Here is a 21163-nt window from a genome sequence, read left to right as displayed (position 1 = left end):
TTTTCGCGCGTGCCAAGACCCAACACCCTCTATGAAATGCGGGGCTGATGATAATCGGCCCCATGATCGAAGACCTCCACCACGCCACCCCCGCCGTCCCGGGTTCGGCCCTGGGCGCCGTCCGCCTCGCCGACTGGGGCGTGATCCGCGCCCAGGGCGAGGAATCCGCGAAGTTCCTGCACAGCCAGTTGACGCAAGACCTGGCCCTCCAGGCGCCCGCCCAGGCGCGACTGGCGGGCTTCTGCTCGGCCAAGGGCCGGCTGCTGGCGACGATGCTGGCGGTCAAGCCGGACGAGCAATCGGTGCTCCTGGCGCTGCCCGCCGACGTGCTGCCCGCCACGCTCAAGCGCCTGTCGATGTTCGTGCTGCGTGCCAAGACCAAGCTGACCGACGACGGCGCCGCCTGGGCCGTGTGGGGCCTGTCCGGCGCCCAGGCACGCGACTGGCTCGGCGCCGCGGCGCCGGTCGAGGTCTGGTCGGTGGGCCGCCCGGCGCTGCCCGACGGCCGCCAGGCGTTCGCCACGCGGCTGCCCGACGACGGCCTCACCCCGCGCTTCCTGCTGCTGCAGCCCGCGGACGCCCCGGCGCCGGCGCTGCCGACCATCGACCCCGAGGAATGGCAGGGCCTGGACGTCACGGCCGGACTGGTCTGGGTGCGCGAAGGCACGGTGGAACAGTTCGTGCCCCAGATGATCAACCTGGAACTGATCGGCGGCGTGAACTTCCAAAAGGGCTGTTACCCCGGCCAGGAGATCGTCGCCCGCAGCCAGTACCGCGGCACGATCAAGCGCCGTACCCATCTGTTCGCGCTGGACGGTGTCGACGCCGACGCGCGGCCGGGCCAAGAGATCTTCCACAGCGGCGATCCCGAGCAGCCGGCCGGCATGGTGGCCGGTTTCGGCCGCCAGGAAGGCCGCCCGCTGCTGTTGGCCGAAGTGAAGCTCGCCGCGCTCGAGTCCGGCACCCTGCACCTGGGCAGCGCCCAGGGTGCGCTGCTGACGCCCCGTTCCCTGCCCTATCCCCTCGGAGAAACCTCGCCATGACCTCATCGCCGCCGACGCGCGCCACCGTCCATCCTGCCGCGGGCTCGATCGCCGCGCCGATCGAGCTCTACGTCTATTACAAGGTCCACGCGGACCAGTTGGCGGTCGCGCAGGCGGCCTTCGAACAGGCGCGAGGGAGCCGGCCGGTGCGGCTGCTCCAGCGCCATGACAACGATCCGGTCTTCCGGACCTGGATGGAGATCTACGGCCCCGAGCTGCCCGACGCGGCGGACGCGGAGCGCCGGATCGCCGCCGCCCTGGGCGCGTATGCGCAGGGCCCCCGCCATCGCGAGGCCTTCGCCGCCGTCGCCCCGGTGGGAGCGGCACGCTGATGGAACACAACGTCTCCCTCATTTCCACGCTGGCGGCGGGCTTCGGCCTGGCGCTGATCCTGGGTTTCATCGCCGAGCGGCTGAAGCTGCCGGCGCTGGTCGGTTACCTGCTGGCGGGCATCGCGATCGGACCGGCCACGCCGGGCTTCGTCGCCGACGTCGGCATCGCGGCCCAGTTGTCCGAGATCGGCGTGATGCTGCTGATGTTCGGCGTCGGCCTGCATTTCTCGCTCGGCGACCTGATGGCGGTCAAGCGCATCGCGCTGCCCGGCGCCATCGTGCAGATGGGCGCGGCCACACTGCTGGGCCTGGGCCTGGCGATGTGGTGGGGCTGGTCGACCGGCGCGGCGCTGGTCTTCGGCCTGTCGCTGTCCTGCGCCAGCACGGTGGTGCTGCTCAAGGCGCTGGAGTCGCGCGGCACGCTGGAGTCGGTCAACGGCCGGATCGCCGTCGGGTGGCTGGTCGTGGAGGACCTGGCCACCGTGCTGATCCTGGTGCTGCTGCCGCCGCTGGCACCGGTGCTGAGCGGCGCCGCGGTCGACCCGGCCGGCACGCCGCTGTGGCAGACGCTGGCCGAGACGCTGGCGCAGATGGCCGCGTTCGTGGTGCTGATGCTGGTGGTGGGGCGGCGCGTGCTGCCCTGGATGCTGTGGCAGGTGGCGCGCACCGGCTCGCGCGAGCTGTTCACGCTGATGGTGATCGCGGTGGCGATCGGCATCGCCTACGGCGCGTCGGAGCTCTTCCACGTGTCCTTCGCGCTGGGCGCCTTCTTCGCCGGCACGGTGATGCGGGAGTCCGAGTACAGCCACCGCGCCGCGCAGGAATCGCTGCCGCTGCGGGACTCGTTCTCGGTGCTGTTCTTCGTCTCGGTGGGCATGCTGTTCGACCCGATGACGCTGGTGGACCAGCCGCTGCACCTGCTGGCGGTGGTGGCCATCGTGATGATCGGCAAGGCGATCGCCGCGATGGCGATCGTGATCGTCTTCCGGTATCCGTTGAACACGGCGATGACGGTGTCCGCCAGCCTGGCGCAGATCGGGGAGTTCAGCTTCATCCTGGCCGGCCTGGGCCTGCAACTGGGTCTGCTGCCCAAGGCGGGCATGAACCTGGTGCTGGCGGCGGCGCTGATCTCGATCGCGCTGAACCCGGTGATGTTCGCGATGATCAAGCCGCTGCAGCGCTGGGTGCTGAGCCGGTCGGCCTTCGCGCGCAAGCTGGAGGCGCGCGACGATCCCTACGCGGAGCTGCCTCAGACGACCGAGCGCCAGTTCCTGGAAGGCCAGGTGGTGATCGTCGGCTTCGGCCGCGTCGGGCGGCGCATCGCCGACGCGCTGACGGAGCGTCAGATCCCGTTCGTCGTCGCCGAGCAGAGCCGGGAGACGGTCGAGGCGCTGCGCAAGCGCGGCATCGCGGCGGTCAGCGGCGACGCCAGCGATCCGATGGTGCTGGTGCAGGCGCACATCGCCAACGCGGCCATGCTGGTGGTGGCGACGCCCGACTCGATGAAGTCGCGGCAGATGGCCGACACGGCTCGCCAGCTCAATCCGGACATCGAGATCGTGCTGCGCACCCATGGCGAGGAGGAGTCCGAGCTGCTGCGCAGCGAGAACCTCGGCACCGTGTTCTACGGCGAGGAAGAGCTCGCCAAGGGCATGAGCCGGCACGTGCTGCAGCGCTTCAACGCGTCCGTGCCCGACGACATGGCGCCGGCGATGACGCCGGCGCATTGAGGCACCGGCCCCCGCCACCGGGTCATGCGGCCACGGTCATGTGGCCGGGGCATGCGGCCGGAGTTCAGCGGCCGGAGTTCAGCGGCCGGGGTTGAGCGGCCGGGGTTGAGCGGCGGGGGGTGAGCGGCGGGGGCGTGCGCGCCCTGCCCTGCACGCTCAGCAATCGCGGCTTTACATCGCGCGCATAGCGTCGCGGCCCATGATCGATCGCCTCATTGATACGTCCGCCGCCAGTCCCGCCGCCGCCAGTCTCGCCGCCTCCGGGGCCGGCGGCCGTCCGCGGGCGGCGGCCCGCGCCCTGGCCGGTGGCGTGGCCGGCGGCCTGCTGCTGGCCACCGCGCTGCTGCTGAGCGCCTGCGGCGGCCCGCCCAAGGCCCGCGCGGAGGAACAAGAGCAGCAGCGCGACTTCGCGTCGCGCGGTTATGCGCCGCAGGGGGATGCGGTCGCCGTGCAGAGCTTGACCTGGCGGTTGCGGGGCGACGAGGTGCGCCTGAGCGTCGCGATGGCCGGATCCGGGGCCACGCCGCGACCGGTCGTGCTGTACCTGCCCGGGCTGGGCGAATCGGAGACCGCCGGCCTGCGTTGGCGCCGCGCCTGGGCCGGCGCCGGTTACGCGGTGTTGTCGCTGCAGCCGCTGGACGAAGATGCGACGGCCTGGTCCTCCGACCTCGCCCGCGCCGCGGAGTTCACCGAGCTGGGCCGCCGCCATTACGCCGAGGCCGAGATGCGCAAGCGCCTGGCGCGCCTGGACGAGCTGCTCGCCGAGGCGCAGCGGCTCGGCCGTCAGGGCGAGGCGCCCTGGCGCTCGCTGGACTGGTCGAGGACGGTGGTGGCGGGCTTCGAGCTCGGCGCGCAATCGGCGATGGCGCTGGCCGGCGAGCGACAGGCCGACGGCACGCTGCTGGCCCTCAAGACGGTCCGTCCGCTGGCGGCGATCGTCATCAGCCCACAGGTGATCGCGGACCTGAAGACGGACCGCGCGGAGCGCTATCGCGACATCGCCATGCCCGTGCTGAGCATCACCGGACCCGGCGATGCCGACCTGCTGGGGCAGGTCCGCGACACGCGCTGGCGGGAAGCGCCGTTCCAGGCGATGCCGCCGGACCGCCGCTGGCTGCTGAGCGTGGCCGAGGTCAGCCATACCGCCCTGGCCGGCAACGAGCCGCGGCCGGAGGAAGAGCACAAGGCCAATCAACGGGGCCGCGCGGCCGATTCGGACCAGGGGCAGGGCCGCCGCGGCGGCGGTCGGGGTGGCCGGGCCCAGGAAGGCGCGACGCGGATGGCCCCGGTGCCGGCCGTGCCCGACTACCGGCGCCTGCACGAGCAACAGCTCGGCGTGATCGCTGCGCAGCAGGTCAGCGTGGCGTTTCTCGACGTGCAGCTCAAGCAATCGCCCCAGGCCCGCGCCTGGTTGGCGGGGCCGGCGCAGGCGTGGATGGGGCGGGTCGGGACGGTGATGGGCGGCACCGGGCGGTGAGGCTCGCGCCGAAGCGTCACACCACAGGAAGTCCCGCGTCGGCGGGCAAGGGCGACAAGGATGGCGGCAGCGTGGGCGGTGATGCCCAGGTTTGTGGCTGGCTCAGCGGTTCTTCGTCAAGGCGCTCCGGCAACTCCGGCCACGCATCCCACTCAAATGGTTTACTCGGATTGCCAGCTGGATCGACCGCGCGAATCAAGAACTTCGTCACCGAAGAGAGCGGCGGAGTATCGAGCCTCGCGTTGTCCATCTGAATCCAGTCATTGTCCTTGAACCACTCCAACCGCTCCGAGGCCACCGGATTTTCGACAATAAAGCTGTACCTGGCCCCCTCTGACCGCACAGTCACTTCGGGTTGCCGCGGCGCCGTGGTGTCCAGCCACAGGTTGATCAACTGAATGACATTGTCTGGATTGCCGGCACGATCACTGACGTGGACGCCAATCACTTGCGCCCCTTCATCGATCGTTTCCTTCGGAATGAACTCTCCGTTGCCGACGAGCGGCGAGCCGCGTTGCTTTGTATCCTGGATGTTGTAGAACGCATACGTCCACGTCGCATCCGGTTCCAGATCGACCAACTGCACGAGCGCCTGATTGGAGAGGGTGTATTCGCCCTTCGCATCGAGTTGACCAAGCTCAGAGACAAGCCCCTTATTGTGAACGACACGCAAGGTCGTCGTGTTCATCGGTGTCGTGTCCAGTTCAAAGCTCAAGCTCACCGGATCGAAGACGCCCCCACTCTTGTCGTGGACCCGCGCCTCCACACGCGGCTTCCCATCGCCCGCGAAGGACGTGGCGCCGATCTCCTTGCCGTCGCCCAGACGCTTCCAGTCGCCGCCGTCGATGCGGTACTCCACGTGGCCCATCCACGGCTCGATGCCAGCCACCACCACCGTCGCGTCCGACGTGTAGAGGTCGGACTTCTGCGGCTCGGTCACGCCCGTGTCGTTCTTCAGCCGCAACTTGATCGGACTGGCCCGTTCGATGTGAATCGGCGCTCGTTCGTCACTGGCATGGCCCGCCAGGTCCACCTGCCGGAAAAGCAGCGCGTCGACTCGCGGCTCATCCACAATGCCAGCGGGCTCGTAGGGACGCCACTCGCCCTCCGGCCTTCGGTACTCCAGACGGCCATGCGCCTCCAGCGACTCGTCCGTGGCCATCCATGCCTCCGCGGTCCGGGTCAGGACGACCTGGGGTGCTTGAGGGCGGAGGGTGTCCAGCCACGTCCCAAAGAACATGGGGTCCGACGCATTGGCGGCGCGGTCGACCGCCGACAGGCCCCACAGTTGCCGCCCCTCTTCAAACGCGTCGGCGGGAATCGACGCGTCCGGTCTCCAGCGCGACATGGACAGCTGTTGCGACTGCTCCTGCGCGGCGTACGTCGTGTACAGCAGCGACGTCCCTTCCTCCAGATCGAGCACGCTGAGTCCCGGTGTCGAAATGAGCAGGTTGCGACCGGTCGACGCGGTGGTCCACGGCTCGCCTGTGTCCGACACAAAGATCCCCTCAGGGGCGACACGCCTGACCGGGCCGGGATGCGTGCGATCCACCTCGAAATCCAACGTCGCCTCGCCGATGGGCACGCCATCCCCGACGAAGCCCTTGACGATCACCTGTTTCTTGCCGTCACCCGAGAAATGGTCAGAGGGAATGCTCGATCCGACGACAGGTTGCCAGGAGTTCCCACCATCGATGCTGAAGAAGGCGCTGTGGAAGCCGCCATTCGCTTGCTCGACGAGGACCGTGGCATCGAACGTGTATAGATCCGTTTTCTGCGCCTCGGTCCGGCCCGTATCGTTCTTCAGGCGCAGCTTGAAGCTGTCGACAACCTCCACCTGCCAGCGGGCCAGATCACTTTCGTTGCCATGCGAATCCGTGTGAATCGTGCGCACCACGTGTTTCCCCGGCACCCGCAGCAAGGCATCCGAGAGCACGTCCCCGACCTCGTCCTTCCATGAAGCGTCGTCGATGGCGTAGGACCACCGCCCGCCCGGCTCCAGCCCCTGGATCAGCAAGTCGCCCCCCCGCATGCGCGGGCGCTCCGGCGTCGACCCGTCGACGAAGCCACCGCGCGGCATCATGGACAGGACCGTTGGCGCAGCCCCATCCAGGTATTGAGTTTCCTTGGGACTGGCGTTGCCGGCGGCGTCCTCATGCCAGTAAACAACATCGCCGGGACGCCGCAGGACGATGTCGGGCAGACGCAGGGAACGCGACGTTCCGGAGCCTTCCTGGTCGCCCGCCTGCCACCGCAACGTGCCGGACTCGTCCGGCCCCTTCGCGAACAGGAAGAACGCTGGGGCGCGATCCCCTGTGTCGCGATCGATGGTGGTGGGGCGCGCATCGAAAGGCGGCACCGTCGGCGACGTCCTGTCCAACGTGAAGGAGAGTCCGCTGGGGAGACTGGTCATCCCCGTCGTGCCCGACTGCTGCCGCACGAGCAGGTCCTGGACCCCGTCCCCGTCGAAGGCCGTCTCCGGGATGCGATCACCCTCCCCTTGCCGCCAGGTGCGCCCTCCATCGACGCTGTAGGACCAGGTCGCGCCGTCGAGCAGCCCCGACACCATCACCGTGGGATCGTTGGTCAGGCGATCCGTGGGATCGATGCCGCTGTCATTGACCAATCCAAGCTCGGGCGCGGAAGGTGGGTCTTCAGTCTTCGGAACGGGATTCGGTGCCGGCAGCTCGGGCTCGGGCTCGGGCTTCGGTAGAGGCCTCGGCTCAGGGGCTGGTTCTGGCCTCGGCTCAGGGGTTGGTTCCGGCTTCGGCTTAGGGGCTGGTTCCGGCTTCGGCTCAGGGGCCGGTTCTGGCCTCGGCTCAGGGGTTGGTTCTGGCCTCGGCTCAGGGGCTGGTTCTGGCTTCGGCTCAGGGGCCGGTTCCGGCTTCGGCTCAGGGGTTGGTTCTGGCTTCGGCTCAGGGGCCGGTTCTGGCTTCGGCTCAGGGGTTGGTTCCGGCTTCGGCTCGGGTGGGGGCTTCGGCGTCGGCGCGACCGGCGGCACGCTGGCACCCATGCCCGCCGTGGTCAGGCCTGCGAACGCCAGCACCGGCAGGGTTCCCCATGCCAGGCCGACGGGCCCGCGGTCCTCGTCCGCATCGTCGCCAGCGCCCTTCTCGGCCACGGCCGTTCCCTCGTTCGAGGCGACCACGATGGCCGAGTCGACGGCGCCGGCCGCCGCCGATGTGGGCCCGTCATCGACGGCGGTCCCACCCTGCGCGTCCGCGACGCGCTCATCGTCGTCCGTCAGTTCGACACGCTTGCCTCGGAGAACGGCCTCACGCCTCGCAACGTTTCGATTCTTCTTCATCTCTCGTGCACCTCGCCCGACGGGCAAAGCCGAAAGTATGGAAAGCGGATCGTCCCGGCGCAGTCGTCAATGACTGCTTCACGACCCTCAAGCGCAACCCATGCGGGCACGCCTCCCGGGATCGAGGTCACCCTCGTTCGGATCGAAGCCGACGCCGTGCGGCCGGCACACGGTCACAAGATGCGCACCATCTCCACGTGTGCGATGCCGGCCTCCTCGAACACCGGTCCGCGGCGCTGGAACCCGGCGCGCGTGTAGAAGCCCTCGGCGCTGAGCTGCGCATGCAGCAGGACCTCGCGGTAGCCCTGCTCGCGGCCGGCCTGCATCAACGCGTCCAGCACCTGGCGGCCGACGCGGCTGCCGCGCATCGGCGACAGCACCGCCATGCGGCCGATCTTGGCGACGCCCGGCACGTGCTCCAGCAGACGCCCCGTCGCCAGCGCCCGGCCCAGCCGGTTGTAGGCGACGGCGTGCGTGCAGCTTTCATCGGCGGCGTCCCATTCCATCTCGGCGGGAATCTTCTGTTCCTCGACGAACACGGACTGGCGGATGCCGTGGGCGTCCTGGCCCAGGGTGGCCCAGCCACCGACGCGCGCCTCGGTCATGGCCTCGCCGCGCTCGAAGCCCAGTAGCAGGTCGCGCAGCGCCTGCGGCACCGCCTTGGGCACGCGCACCGCCGGGTCGGCGAAGACATACACCAGCTCGCCGTGCACCAGGCACTCGTCGCCCCGGAACACCGCGCAAGCCACCGTCAGCGACGAGGTGCCGACCCGCTCGGTGCGCACGCCGATGTCCAGCAGCTCGTCGTAATGGGCGGAGCCCAGGTACTCGATCGTGGACTTGCGGACGAACAGGTCGCCCTCCAGCGCCGCCATCGTCGGCGCGTACGGCAGCGCCAGCGCGCGCCAGTAGCCGCCCACCGCCGTGTCGAAGTAGGTGAGGTAGTGGCCGTTGAAGACGATCTGCTGCGCGTCGATCTCGGACCAGCGCACGCGCAGGCGATCGAGGAAACGGAAGCGGTCGCGGGTGGGCACGGGGCTGCTGGTCATGCGGGGCGGTCGGTGAGGCGATCGATGAACGGATCGGAAGCGGTCGGAGATCGGGTCGTGGTGAAGCGAGGCAGAGGCGGGCGCGACGGCGTGGCGCCAGGTCACGCGCCGTCCAGGCCGAACGCTCGCCTGAGCGCGCCGGCGCAGGCATCGAGCGCCTGCTCCGCCTCCGGGATGCTACGGCCCATCTTGATGAAATCGTGTGTCACGCCACGGTACAGCTCCAGTTGCACCTCGACGCCGTGGGCGCGCAACACGTCGGCGTAGGCCACGCCCTCGTCGATCAGCGGATCGGCTTCCGCCAGGATGAAGCAGGCCGGCGCCACGCCTTCGTGATCGTCCGCCTGCAGCGGGGCGAAGCGCCAGTCCTCGCGCCGCTCCGGCGGGATGTACTGCCCGAAGAACCAGGCGATCGTGTCCGCGTCCAGCAGGTGGCCCTGCGCGAAGCGGCGGTGCGAGTCGGTGTCCGCGTGCGCCGTCGCGCCCGGCGTCACCAGCAACTGCAGGACCAGGTCGACGCCCAGCGCCTGCCGGACGTCCCGCGCATGCAGCGCGGTCACCGCCGACAGCGTGCCGCCGGCGCTGTCGCCGCCGACCGCGATGCGCCGGGGATCCAGCCCCAGGTCCGGCGCGGTCCTGGCCAGCCAGGCCAGCGCGGCCCAGCAATCGTCGACCGCGGCCGGAAACGGATGCTCGGGCGCCAGCCGGTAGTCGACGGCCAGGACCGCGGCACCGCTGCGCAGCGCCAGTTGCCGGCACAGGCTGTCGTGGGTCTCCAGCGAGCCGATGACGAAACCGCCGCCATGGAAGTACAGCAGCACCGGCAGGCCGAGGTCGTCGCGCGCGGCGGCGTCCTCGCGCGTGAGCGGCGCGTAAAGGCGCGCCGCGATGTCGCCCGCGGGTCCGGGAATTGCCAGGTTCTCGATGCGCGCCAGCGGCGCCCGCGGCAGGTCCAGGATCTCCGCGCCCATCAGATAGGCGATGCGCGCCTGCTTGGGCGACAGGTGGTGGAACGAAGGCCGGTTGGCGCGGTGGATGCGCTCCAGCACCGCGGCCATCCGCGGTGTCAACAAGGTGCTACTCAACGGGAACTCCAGGACGTAGGCTCGGCCGTCCGCCAAGCCGCAAAGGCGGGATTTTCCCAGACATCGCTCCTCACGGCGTCGAAGGACACGACATGGCCCTGATCCAGTACCTGACCCACATCCATCTCGAAGCCGGCGCGCGCCGCGCCATCGGCGCGGAATGCGCGCGCATCGGCCTGCGCAAGCCGCTGATCGTCACCGACGCCGGCGTGCGCGCGGCCGGCGTGCTCGACCTGGTCCTCGACGACTGGACCGCCTCCCCCGTCGACCCCGCCACCCTGCCCGTCTACGACGGGACGCCGCCCAACCCGACCGAGACCGCCGTGCGCGAGGCGGTGGCGTTGTACCGCGAGCACGGCTGCGACGGCCTGATCGCCGTCGGCGGCGGCTCCAGCATCGACCTGGCCAAGGGCGTGGCGATCGCCGCCACCCACGACGGCCCGCTGACGGACTACGCCACCATCCTCGGCGGCGCCGGCAACATCACCGCCCGGGCCGCGCCGCTGATCGCCGTGCCGACCACGGCCGGCACCGGCTCGGAAGTGGCGCGCGGCGCGATCCTGATCGTCGACGACGGGCGCAAGCTCGGCTTCCACAGCTGGGAGCTGATGCCCAAGTCCGCCATCTGCGATCCCGAGCTGACGCGCAAGCTCCCGGCCGGCCTGACCGCGGCGACCGGCATGGACGCGATCGCGCATTGCCTGGAGACCTTCATGTCGGCGGCCTTCAATCCGCCGGCCGACGGCATCGCGCTCGAAGGCCTGCGCCGCGGCTGGGGCCGGATCGAGCGGGCCACCACGCACCCCGACGACATCGACGCGCGGCTGGACATGATGGCCGCCAGCATGATGGGCGCGATGGCCTTCCAGAAGGGGCTGGGCTGCGTGCACTCGCTCAGCCACGCCCTCGGCGGGTTGATGCCGCGGCTGCACCACGGCACGCTCAACGCGGTGTTCCTGCCGGCGGTGATCCGCTTCAACGGGCAGCACGAGAGCATGCGCCGCGACGACAAGATCGCCCGCATGGCCCATGCGATGAATCTGCAGGAAGGCACGCCGCCCGACGAGCTGGCCAACGCGGTCAAGGCGCTGAGCGCCCGGCTGGGGCTGCCGGTAGGCCTGGCGGAAATGGGCGTGCAGACGGCCCTGTTCGAGCAGATCATCGACCGCGCGTTGCACGACCATTGCCACAAGACCAATCCGCGCGAGGCCTCCCCGAGCGACTACCGCCGCATGCTCGACGAGTCGATGTGACACGCCGATGACGCTCGCGCCCATCGGCGCCATAGCCTCAATGCCTGGGGGAACGATCGCCGTGCGGTGATCGCGCGGGCCGGATCGCCGGGGCGGCATTTCCGGCGACGAAGTTGCCGGGCCGGGCCGCGAGCAGCACCGCCAGCAGGTCGGTCACCTTCAGCGGCTTGTACAGCAGCCGGTTGAAACCCGCCGCGCCGGCGTTCTCCTCGGTGATCTCGGGCCCGCCGCCGGTGAGGCAGACATACATCGCGCGGCGGCCGCCCTCCGCGTCGATGAGCTTGGCTTCCGCCACCACCGCCAGCCCGTTCATGTCGGGCATGTCGAAATCGACAAACACCAGCTCCGGCTTGAACAGCTTGGACAGCCTCAGCCCCACGCGCCCGCTGTACGCGACGGCCGTCGCGCACCCGTAGCAGCGAAAGAGCTCGCTGAGGCTTCGCGCCCCTTCCGGGTCGTCATCGATCACGAGCACCCGCAGGGCGTGGGGCGATTGTTCAGGCATCGAGGCGTCTCAATTTTCAAGTGCGACATCACGCGGGCGGCGAGGCGTCCGGCGATCCCTTGCATCGGCAACCGGCGTGCCCACCCGCCCCCTCCAAAACCCAGGCACCGCTCAGGTCGGGCACGACTAAAGTTCTCAGGTTATGCCGCTTTCAAACGGCCGGAGAAGCCCATGAGTGTGCTGGAGGAAGGTGTCGCCGTCGTGCCGGCCGAACACCTGAACGCGATGCTGCTGGCCTTGCATGCGCTGCGGCGCGGCGACCCGGACGTGCGATTGCCGTTTCACTGGACGGGGGTGGCGGGCAAGCTCGCCGACGCCTTCAACGAGGTCGTCGAGCAGAACGCCAGCATGGCCGCCGAGCTCTCCCGATTGCGACAGGTCGTGGGCAAGGAGGGCCGGCTCAAGCAGCGCGCCGCCCTGCCCGAGATGCGGGGCTTCTGGGGCCAGCAGATCGACTGCATCAACGCGCTGATCGACGATCTGGTCCACCCCACCAGCGAGGCCGCGCGCGTGATCGGCGCCGTGGCCGAGGGCGACCTGACCAAGAGCATGGCGCTGGAGGTGGACAACCGGCCGCTGCAGGGCGAATTCCTGCACACCGCCAAGACCATCAACCGGATGGTGGAGCAGCTTGGCGATTTCTCCGCCGAGGTGACGCGCGTGGCGCGCGAGGTCGGCACCGAGGGCAAGCTCGGCGGCCAGGCCGAGGTCAAGGGCGTGGCCGGGACGTGGAAGGACCTGACCGACTCGGTCAACTCCATGGCCGGCAACCTCACAGACCAGGTCCGCAACATCGCCGACGTGACCACCGCCGTGGCGCAGGGCGACCTGTCCAAGAAGATCGACGTGGACGTCAAGGGCGAGTTCCTGACGCTCAAGAACACCATCAACACGATGGTCGACCAGCTCCGCTCGTTCGCGTCCGAAGTGACGCGGGTGGCGCGCGAGGTCGGCACCGAGGGCATCCTCGGCGGCCAGGCCCGCGTCGAGGGCGTGTCGGGAACGTGGAAGGACCTGACGGACTCGGTCAACTCGATGGCCGGCAACCTGACCTCGCAGGTGCGCAACATCGCCGACGTGACCAAGGCGGTGGCGCTGGGCGACCTGTCCAAGAAGATCACCGTCGACGTCAAGGGCGAGATCCTGGAGCTCAAGAACACCGTCAACACGATGGTGGACCAGCTGCGGTCCTTCGCCGCCGAGGTGACGCGTGTCGCGCGCGAGGTCGGCACCGAGGGCAAGCTCGGCGGCCAGGCCGACGTGCAGGGCGTGGCCGGCACGTGGAAGGACCTGACCGAGTCGGTCAACTTCATGGCCGGCAACCTGACCTCGCAGGTCCGCAACATCGCCGAGGTGACCACCGCGGTGGCCGCCGGCGACCTCTCCAAGAAGATCACCGTCGACGTCAAGGGCGAGATCTCCGAGCTCAAGAACACCATCAACACGATGGTCGACCAGTTGCGGTCCTTCGCCGCCGAGGTGACGCGCGTGGCGCGCGAGGTCGGCACCGAGGGCAAGCTCGGCGGCCAGGCCGACGTGCAGGGCGTGGCCGGCACGTGGAAGGACCTGACCGACTCGGTCAACTCGATGGCGTCCAACCTCACGTCCCAGGTGCGCAACATCGCCGACGTGACCAAGGCGGTGGCCGCCGGGGACCTGTCCAAGAAGATCACCGTCGACGTGCTGGGCGAGATCCTGGAGCTCAAGACCACCATCAACACGATGGTGGACCAGTTGTCCTCCTTCGCCGCGGAAGTGACCCGCGTCGCGCGCGAGGTCGGCACCGAGGGCCGCCTGGGCGGGCAGGCCACGGTGCGCGGCGTCTCCGGCACCTGGAAGGACCTGACGGACAACGTCAACTTCATGGCCGGCAACCTGACCGGCCAGGTGCGCGGCATCGCCAAGGTGGTGACGGCGGTGGCCAACGGCGACCTGGCGCAGAAGCTGACGGTGGAGGCCAAGGGCGAGATCGCCGCGCTGGCCGACACCATCAACTCGATGACGGACACGCTGGCCATCTTCGCCGACCAGGTCACGACGGTGGCGCGCGAGGTCGGCGTGGAGGGCAAGCTCGGCGGCCAGGCCAAGGTGCCGGGCGCGTCCGGCACGTGGAAGGGCCTGACCGAGAACGTCAACGAGCTCGCCGCCAACCTGACCACGCAGGTGCGCGCGATCGCCGAGGTGGCCACCGCCGTGACGCAGGGCGACCTGACGCGCTCGATCACGGTGGACACGCAGGGCGAGGTGGCGTCGCTGAAGGACACCATCAACGAGATGATCCGCAACCTGAAGGACACCACGCAGAAGAACACCGAGCAGGACTGGCTCAAGACCAACCTGGCCAAGTTCAGCCGCATGCTGCAGGGCCAGAAGGACCTGGACACCGTCGGCCGGCTGATCCTCAGCGAGCTGGCGCCGGTGGTGGATGTGCAGCAGGCCGAGTTCTACGTGCTCAACATGCGGGGCGACACGCCGCGCCTGAAGATGTTCGCGAGCTACGCCTCCGGCGGCGAGGCCACGCACGGCAAGGAGCTCGACCTGGGCCAGGGGCTGGTCGGCCAGTGCGCGCTGGACCGCGAGAAGATCCTGCTGACCAACGTGCCGTCGACGGCCTTCCGCGTCGCCACCGGCCTGAGCGAGTCGGCCGCGATGGAGGTGCTGGTGCTGCCGGTGATCTTCGAGGGCCGCGTGCGCGGCGTGCTGGAGCTGGCCTCGCTGGAGCGCTTCAGCTCCACCCACCTGGCCTTCCTCGACCAGTTGACCGAATCCATCGGCATCGTGATCAACACCATCGAGGCCAGCACCCGGACCGAGGACCTGCTGATCCAGTCCCAGTCGCTGGCCGAGGAGCTGCAGCGCCGCCAGCAGGAGCTGCAGCAGACCAACCAGGAGCTGCAGGAGAAGGCCCGCCTGCTGGCCCACCAGAACCAGGAAGTGGAGCGCAAGAACACCGAGGTCGAGCAGGCCCGGCAGGCGCTGGAGGAAAAGGCCGAGCAGCTGGCGCTGACCTCCAAGTACAAGTCGGAGTTCCTGGCCAACATGTCGCACGAGCTGCGCACGCCGCTGAACTCGCTGCTGATCCTGTCGGACCAGCTCTGCAAGAACAACGACGGCAACCTGACGTCCAAGCAGGTCGAGTTCTCCAAGACCATCCACTCGTCCGGCAACGACCTGCTGATGCTGATCAACGACATCCTGGACCTGTCCAAGATCGAGTCCGGCACGGTGGCGGTGGACGTCAGCGAACTGCGGCTGGATGAGCTGCAGCGCTCGGTGGAGCGCAGCTTCCGGCATTTCGCGGAGTCCAAGCACGTGGGCTTCGCGGTCGAGGTCGAGCAACCGCTGCCCAAGTCGCTGGTCACCGACGTCAAGCGGCTGCAGCAGATCATCAAGAACCTGCTGTCCAACGCCTTCAAGTTCACGCACCAGGGCCAGGTGACCTTCACCGTGGCGGCGGCGAGCGAGGGCTGGTCAGCCGACCACGAGGTGCTGAACCACGCCGGGCAGGTGATCGCGTTCGCGGTGGCGGACACCGGCATCGGCATCTCCGCGGACAAGCAGCAGATCATCTTCGAGGCCTTCCAGCAGGCCGACGGCTCGACCTCGCGCAAATACGGCGGCACGGGCCTGGGCCTGGCGATCAGCCGCGAGCTGGCGCGGCTGCTGGGCGGCGAGATCCGGCTGGTCAGCGCGCCGGGCCGCGGCTCGACCTTCACGCTGTACCTGCCGCAGCATTACTCGCCGGCCCGCAACGCGCGCCCGCGGCCGAGCAGCGCGCCGCCAGCCCGCGGCGACGGCGACGGCGACGACGGGCATGACGCCACGGATGTCGCCGCGAGCAGTGCCGCGGTCGGCGGCCCTGCGCCGGGGGCGATGCCGCCGATCAGCGCCGCGGAGCTCGCCGAGGCCGCCGTGCAGCGCGCCGCCGCGCGCCGGCCCCGTCCCGGGACGACCAGCGCCGACGGGCCGGGCACGACCGGCGCCGCGCCGCCGCCGCTGGCGACCGGCGAGGTCCAGCTGGACTCGCCGCCCGACAGCATCGTCTTCGCCAACGTCGCCAAGGACGACCGCGACGACATCGCCAACGGCGACCGCGTGCTGCTGATCGTCGAGAACGACCTGGCCTTCGCACGCGTGCTGCTGGACTCGGCACGCCAGGCCGGCATGAAGGGCCTGGTCAGCACCACCGGCGCCGGCGCGCTGACGATGGCGCAGGAGTTCCACCCCAGCCTGATCACGCTGGACATCTTCCTGCCCGACATGCAGGGCTGGCGCGTGCTGGACCGGCTCAAGTCCGATCCCGACACCCGTCACCTGCCGGTGTGCGTCGTCTCCACCGACGAGTCGCGCGACCGCGCGCTGCAGGCGGGCGCGCTGGGGTTCCTGTCCAAGCCGCTGCAGTCGCGCGACGACGTCGACGCGGCCTTGCGCGACCTGCAGCGCTATGTCGACCGCCCGGTGCGGCGCCTGGCCGTGGCGATGCCGGCCGGGCCGACCCGCATGGCGATGCTGGCCCCGCTGGCGCCGCTGTCGCACGAGGTCGAGACGGTCTTCGTCGACTCGGTCGAGGACGCGCGGGCCGTGCTGCCCGGCGTCGACGCGTTGCTGCTGGATGCCGCCGCCTGCGGCTTCGGGCCGCAGGACGTGCTGGACGCGCTGGAGCGGCGCTCCGGCACGCTGCCGCTGCCGGTCGTGGCGCTGAACTCCGGCGCCGGCGACGCGCTGGGCCGGTCGGACGAACTCGGCGCGCACCGCTGGGCCCGGCCGCACGGCCTGCCGGTGCACCATGCCGCCGACACCGATGCCGCGCTGGCCCACCTGGCGCTGGCGCTGCACCGCGCGCCGGCCGACCTGGGCGACCGGGAGCGCGAGGCGCTTCATCAAGTGCAGCAGGCCCGATGTCCGCTGGCGGGCAAGAAGGCGCTGATCGTCGACGACGACATGCGCAACATCTTCGCGCTGGCGACGGTGCTGGACGGGCACGGCATGGTGATCGTCTCCGCCGACAACGGCCGCGAGGCGATCCGCATCGCGCAGGAGGACCCGACCATCGACATCGTGCTGATGGACATCATGATGCCGGAGATGGACGGGCTGGAGACCATGCAGCAGATCCGCCGCCTGCCGCGCGGCCGCGAGCTGCCGATGGTGGCGGTGACCGCCAAGGCGATGAAGGGCGACCGCCAGAAGTGCATCGAGGCGGGCGCGTGGGACTACCTCTCCAAGCCTGTCGATCCGGCCTACATGCTGACGGTGCTGCGGGGCTGGTTATGCCATTGAGCGCGCTCTTCGACGGCTACGCGGCGCCCGACGCCGCCGAGCGCGCCAGCATCCTGATCGTCGACGATCTGCCCGAGAAGCTGCTCGTCTTCGAGACCATCCTGGCCGACCTGGACCAGCACCTGGTCATCGCCCGCTCCGGCAGCGAGGCGCTGCGCGAGGTGCTGCGGCAGCAATTCGCGGTGATCCTGATGGACGTCAACATGCCGGGCATCGACGGCCTGGAGACGGCCCGGCTGATCCGCGGCTACCGGCGCTCGGCACACACGCCCATCATCTTCGTCACCGCCTATGCGGACGAGTTGCAGACGGCGCAGGGTTATTCGCTGGGCGCGGTCGACTACATCCTGTCGCCGGTGATCCCCGACGTGCTGCGCAGCAAGGTGCGGGTCTTCGTCGACCTGTTCCTGATGCAGCAGCGGCTGCGGCAGCAGGCGCTGGAGCGCATCGCCATCGCCCGCGCCGAGGCCGCGCAGCGCGCCGCGGAGGAAGGCACGCGGCGCTCCATCTTCCTGGCGCAGGCGGGGCGCGAGCTGGCCGACTCGCTGGACGCGGACGTCGCGATGCGCAAGCTGCTGGCGCTGCTGGTGCCGCGTTTCGCGCCGCGCGCGCTGCTGTGGCTGCGCGACGCCGGCCATGGCCACGAACGCGTGCTGCGCTGCGACGCGCCGTCGGCACAGGAGGTGCCCCTCTTCGCCGAGGGTCGCGAGCAGATGCTGTCCGAGGTGCTCTACAACGCCACGCGCAACGCGCTGGAGCCGGTCGTGCCCACGAGCGGCCCGGCAAGCGCGGACGAGGCCTCGCCGCGCGCCCTGCTCCACCGCGAGACTGCCAGCGGCGCCGTGCTGCCGCTGGTGGCCGGCGAACGCCTGCTCGGCGGCCTGCTGCTCGCCGAGCCGCATCAGCCGCCCGACTGGCCCACGCTGGAGGAACTGGCCGGCCGCGCGGCGATCGCGTTCGAGAACGCACGCCTGTACGGTGCACTGCAAGCGGAGATCGTCGAGCGACGCCAGGCCGAGGCCGAGCTGCTGGAAGCGAGCCGGCGCAAGGACGAGTTCCTCGCGATGTTGTCGCATGAACTGCGCAACCCGCTGGCCCCGATCCGCAACGCGGTCGAGGTGATGCGCTCGCTGGCCGACGGCCGCGACCCTCGGCTGGATCAGGCGGTCGCGCTGACCGATCGCCAGGTCAAGCACCTGACGCGGCTGGTCGATGAGTTGCTCGACGTCGCCCGCATCAGCCAGGGCAAGATCGTCCTGAAGACCGAGACGCTGGACCTGCGCGACATCGTGCGCCAGGGCGTGGAGCCGGTGCAGTCGCTGCTGGACGCGCAGCACCAGCACCTGCGCATCGATCTGCCGCCTCAGCCGGCGCGCGTGCGCGGCGATGCGGCGCGGCTGATCCAGGTCGTGACCAACCTGGCGCACAACGCCAGCAAGTACACCGACGCGGGCGGCCGCATCGAGCTGGCGCTGACCGGCGGCCCGGACGGCTTCGAGCTCGTCGTCCGCGACAACGGCCGGGGCATCTCGTCCAGCCTGCTGCCGCATGTCTTCGACCTGTTCGAGCAAGGTCCGCGCGGCCTGGACCGCAATCAGGGCGGGCTGGGCGTGGGGCTGACGCTGGTCCAGCGGCTGGTGCAGCTGCATCACGGCAGCGTGGAGGCACGCAGCGACGGGCCGGGGCGCGGCTCGGAGTTCCTGGTGCGTCTGCCCGCCGCGAAGGCGGTCGAGGTCGCCGAGCCGCAGGAGCCGCGCGAGCCGCACCTCCAGGCGTCAGTGCCGGCGCACGCCGCCGCGCCCGCGCGGGCGAACGATCGTTGCCGGGTCCTGGTCGTCGACGACAACCGCGATGCGGCCGACTCGATGGCGGTGTTCCTGGAGCTCGCCGGATTCGAGACGGTCGTGGCGCTCGACGGGCCGCGCGCGCTCGAGCAAGCGGCGGCGCAACCACCGCAGGTCGTGCTGCTGGACATCGGCCTGCCGGGCCTGGACGGCTACGAGGTCGCCCGGCGGCTGCGCACCGTGCCGGGCGCCGCGCAATGCCTGCTGATCGCGCTGACCGGTTATGGCCAGCAGGACGATCGCCGACGGGCGCACGAAGCGGGCTTCGATGTGCACCTGGTGAAACCGGCCGACCCCGATGCGGTGGTCGAGCTGATTCAGGAATGGCGCCATCGCGAAATCTCCGCGCGGCATCCGGAAACAGCGGCCCGCTGAGCGGCCACTACCTCGCGCCGCTGTCGAGCACCCCGGGCCCGGCATCCTGTCGCCGCGTCTCCCGGACTTGCCGGGTGGACGATCAGGGCGCGGCATGGCGACGGGTGCCGATCCGGTCCGGGCGCATGAAGGAGAGAACCATGGTTGCACCGATCGCCGCCGCGTTGGCGCCAATGTTGATGGGAGGTGTCGGTCAGGCCGGCGGATCCAATCCAATGAGCGGGATCGCTCAGATGATCCAGGGCATGGCCGGCCCGCTGATGAGCATGTCCATGGGCGGCATGGGTCGCATGTTCTGAGGTTGATCGAACCCACCTCTCGCGCCATCGATGACGCGAGCCATCGCGCGCGCGACCTCGCGATGAACGCGCGATGAACAAGGGGCTGGCAGTACGCCAGCCCCTTCCCTTTGCGGCTATCCCCGCCGCCGTCCGAAGGATCTCGGAGGCCGGCCGGGACGATCGCGGTGCGCGACGATCAGCCGTGCTTCGCGTCGAAGAACTGTTCGTCCTCCGTGGAGCCCTTCAGCGCCGCGGTCGACGCCTGCGCTTCGATCGTGGTGGTGACCGCGTCGAAGTAACCGGTGCCCACTTCGCGCTGATGCTTCACGGCAGTGAAGCCCTTCTCGGCGGCGGCGAATTCAGCTTCCTGCAACTCGACGAACGCGCTCATGTTGTTGCGCGCGTAGCCGTAAGCCAGGTTGAACATCGAGTAGTTCAGGCTGTGGAAACCGGCCAGCGTGATGAACTGGAACTTGTAGCCCATCGCGCCCAGCTCGCGCTGGAACTTGGCGATGGTGGCGTCGTCCAGGTTCTTCTTCCAGTTGAAGCTCGGCGAGCAGTTGTAGGCCAGCAGCTTGCCCGGGAACTTCGCATGGATCGCCTCGGCGAAGGCCTTGGCGAAGGCCAGGTCGGGCTTGCCGGTCTCGCACCAGATCATGTCGGCGTAGGGCGCGTAGGCCAGGCCGCGGCTGATGGCCTGATCCAGCCCGTTGCGGGTGCGGAAGAAACCCTCGACCGTGCGCTCGCCGGTGCAGAAGGCCTTGTCGTTGTCGTCGATGTCGCTGGTGACCAGGTCGCCGGCCTCGGCGTCGGTGCGGGCCAGCAGCACGGTGGGCACGCCCATGGTGTCGGCCGCCAGGCGCGCCGCGACCAGCTTGGCCACCGCCTCGCGCGTCGGGACCAGCACCTTGCCGCCCATGTGGCCGCACTTCTTGGCGGCGGCGAGCTGGTCTTCGAAGTGGACGCCGGACGCGCCCGCCTCGATCATGGCCTTCATCAGCTCGAAGGCGTTCAGCACGCCGCCGAAGCCGGCCTCGGCATCCGCCACGATGGGGGCGAAGTAGTCGATGTCGCCCTTGCCTTCGCTCCACTGGATTTCATCGGCGCGCTTGAAGGTCGCGTTGATCTTGCGGACCACCTTCGGCACCGAGTCCACCGAGTACAGCGACTGGTCGGGGTACATCTCGCCGTTGCTGTTGGCATCGCCGGCAACCTGCCAGCCGGACAGGTAGATCGCCTTCAGGCCGGCCTTGACCTGCTGCATCGCCTGGTTGCCAGTCAACGCGCCGAGGGAGTTGACGAAGGGCTCGGTGTTCACCAGGTTCCACAGCTTCTCGGCACCGCGCTTGGCCAGTGTGTGCTCGATCGGCAACGAGCCGCGCAGGCGGACCACGTCGGCGGCGGAATATCCGCGCTGGATGCCTTTCCAGCGCGGGTTCTCGGCCCAGTCCTTTTCGAGGGCGGCGATTTGCTGTTCGCGGGTCGGGTTGGTCATGAGGAAACTCCTTGGAATGAATGAACTTGTCGGTGCACGGGCTGCGGTCTGTTGACCGGGTCCGCCAAGCCGGGTGGGCTGGACGGGCCGCCTGAATCGCTGGTGTC

13 protein-coding genes are annotated in these 21163 nt (G+C 69.7%); 8 read left to right on the top strand and 5 right to left on the bottom strand.

What is annotated here, in order from left to right; all coding sequences use genetic code 11:
• Positions 1 to 62 precede the first annotated feature (62 nt).
• From ygfZ to CDN99_RS07060, 4 genes are all read left to right on the top strand, one after another.
• Complete coding sequence (gene ygfZ / locus CDN99_RS07075) at positions 63 to 1043, top strand: CAF17-like 4Fe-4S cluster assembly/insertion protein YgfZ (RefSeq protein ID WP_088384010.1); 981 nt, start codon at positions 63 to 65, stop codon at positions 1041 to 1043.
• Positions 1040 to 1375: a DUF4936 family protein gene (locus CDN99_RS07070; protein WP_088384008.1), complete on the top strand. Its 336-nt coding sequence runs from the start codon at positions 1040 to 1042 to the stop codon at positions 1373 to 1375. Before ygfZ ends, CDN99_RS07070 begins: the two co-directional genes overlap by 4 nt.
• Complete coding sequence (locus CDN99_RS07065) at positions 1375 to 3105, top strand: cation:proton antiporter domain-containing protein (protein ID WP_088384006.1); 1731 nt, start codon at positions 1375 to 1377, stop codon at positions 3103 to 3105. The genes CDN99_RS07070 and CDN99_RS07065 overlap by 1 nt, the downstream gene beginning before the upstream one ends.
• Positions 3106 to 3304: 199 nt before the next feature.
• Complete coding sequence (locus tag CDN99_RS07060) at positions 3305 to 4582, top strand: alpha/beta hydrolase family protein (RefSeq protein WP_088384004.1); 1278 nt, start codon at positions 3305 to 3307, stop codon at positions 4580 to 4582.
• Between the two features lie 16 nt (positions 4583 to 4598).
• On the opposite strand, the gene CDN99_RS28975 is transcribed toward CDN99_RS07060, so the two are convergent.
• From CDN99_RS28975 to CDN99_RS07045, 3 genes are all read right to left on the bottom strand, one after another.
• Entirely contained in the window at positions 4599 to 7889 is a 3291-nt protein-coding gene (locus CDN99_RS28975) for a hypothetical protein (protein ID WP_193531696.1), read from the bottom strand.
• Between the two features lie 173 nt (positions 7890 to 8062).
• Positions 8063 to 8938, bottom strand: a complete 876-nt coding sequence (locus CDN99_RS07050) for a YbgC/FadM family acyl-CoA thioesterase (RefSeq protein ID WP_088384002.1) — start codon at positions 8936 to 8938, stop codon at positions 8063 to 8065.
• Positions 8939 to 9039: 101 nt separating this feature from the next.
• The gene (locus CDN99_RS07045) at positions 9040 to 9996 is read right to left on the bottom strand and encodes an alpha/beta hydrolase (RefSeq protein WP_088384000.1); all 957 of its coding nucleotides are present in this window, start codon (positions 9994 to 9996) and stop codon (positions 9040 to 9042) included.
• Between the two features lie 119 nt (positions 9997 to 10115).
• Here CDN99_RS07045 and gbd point away from each other — a divergent pair, with 119 nt between their 5' ends.
• Entirely contained in the window at positions 10116 to 11276 is a 1161-nt protein-coding gene (gbd, locus tag CDN99_RS07040; protein WP_088383998.1) for a 4-hydroxybutyrate dehydrogenase, read from the top strand.
• Positions 11277 to 11313: 37 nt separating this feature from the next.
• Here the strand turns inward: gbd and CDN99_RS07035 are convergent, their stop codons facing one another.
• On the bottom strand, positions 11314 to 11781 hold the full coding sequence (locus CDN99_RS07035) for a response regulator (protein WP_088383996.1): 468 nt from the start codon (positions 11779 to 11781) through the stop codon (positions 11314 to 11316).
• A 171-nt stretch (positions 11782 to 11952) separates the two neighbouring features.
• On the opposite strand from CDN99_RS07035, the gene CDN99_RS07030 reads away from it, so the two are divergent.
• From CDN99_RS07030 to CDN99_RS28600, 3 genes are all read left to right on the top strand, one after another.
• Positions 11953 to 17061, top strand: coding sequence for a HAMP domain-containing protein (locus CDN99_RS07030; RefSeq protein WP_088383994.1), 5109 nt, complete (start codon positions 11953 to 11955; stop codon positions 17059 to 17061).
• Positions 17058 to 19280, top strand: a complete 2223-nt coding sequence (locus tag CDN99_RS07025) for a response regulator (RefSeq protein WP_238139405.1) — start codon at positions 17058 to 17060, stop codon at positions 19278 to 19280. The genes CDN99_RS07030 and CDN99_RS07025 overlap by 4 nt, the downstream gene beginning before the upstream one ends.
• A 140-nt stretch (positions 19281 to 19420) precedes the next feature.
• On the top strand, positions 19421 to 19579 hold the full coding sequence (locus tag CDN99_RS28600; protein WP_158218773.1) for a hypothetical protein: 159 nt from the start codon (positions 19421 to 19423) through the stop codon (positions 19577 to 19579).
• A 178-nt stretch (positions 19580 to 19757) separates the two neighbouring features.
• On the opposite strand, the gene aceA is transcribed toward CDN99_RS28600, so the two are convergent.
• On the bottom strand, positions 19758 to 21056 hold the full coding sequence (gene aceA / locus CDN99_RS07020; RefSeq protein WP_088383990.1) for an isocitrate lyase: 1299 nt from the start codon (positions 21054 to 21056) through the stop codon (positions 19758 to 19760).
• Positions 21057 to 21163 lie beyond the last annotated feature (107 nt).

This window comes from Roseateles aquatilis, assembly GCF_002205645.1.
GTDB classification, from domain to species: domain Bacteria; phylum Pseudomonadota; class Gammaproteobacteria; order Burkholderiales; family Burkholderiaceae_C; genus Roseateles; species Roseateles aquatilis.
The sequence above is the reverse complement of the archived record's forward strand: the minus strand, read 5'-3'. Positions and strand labels throughout refer to the sequence as shown.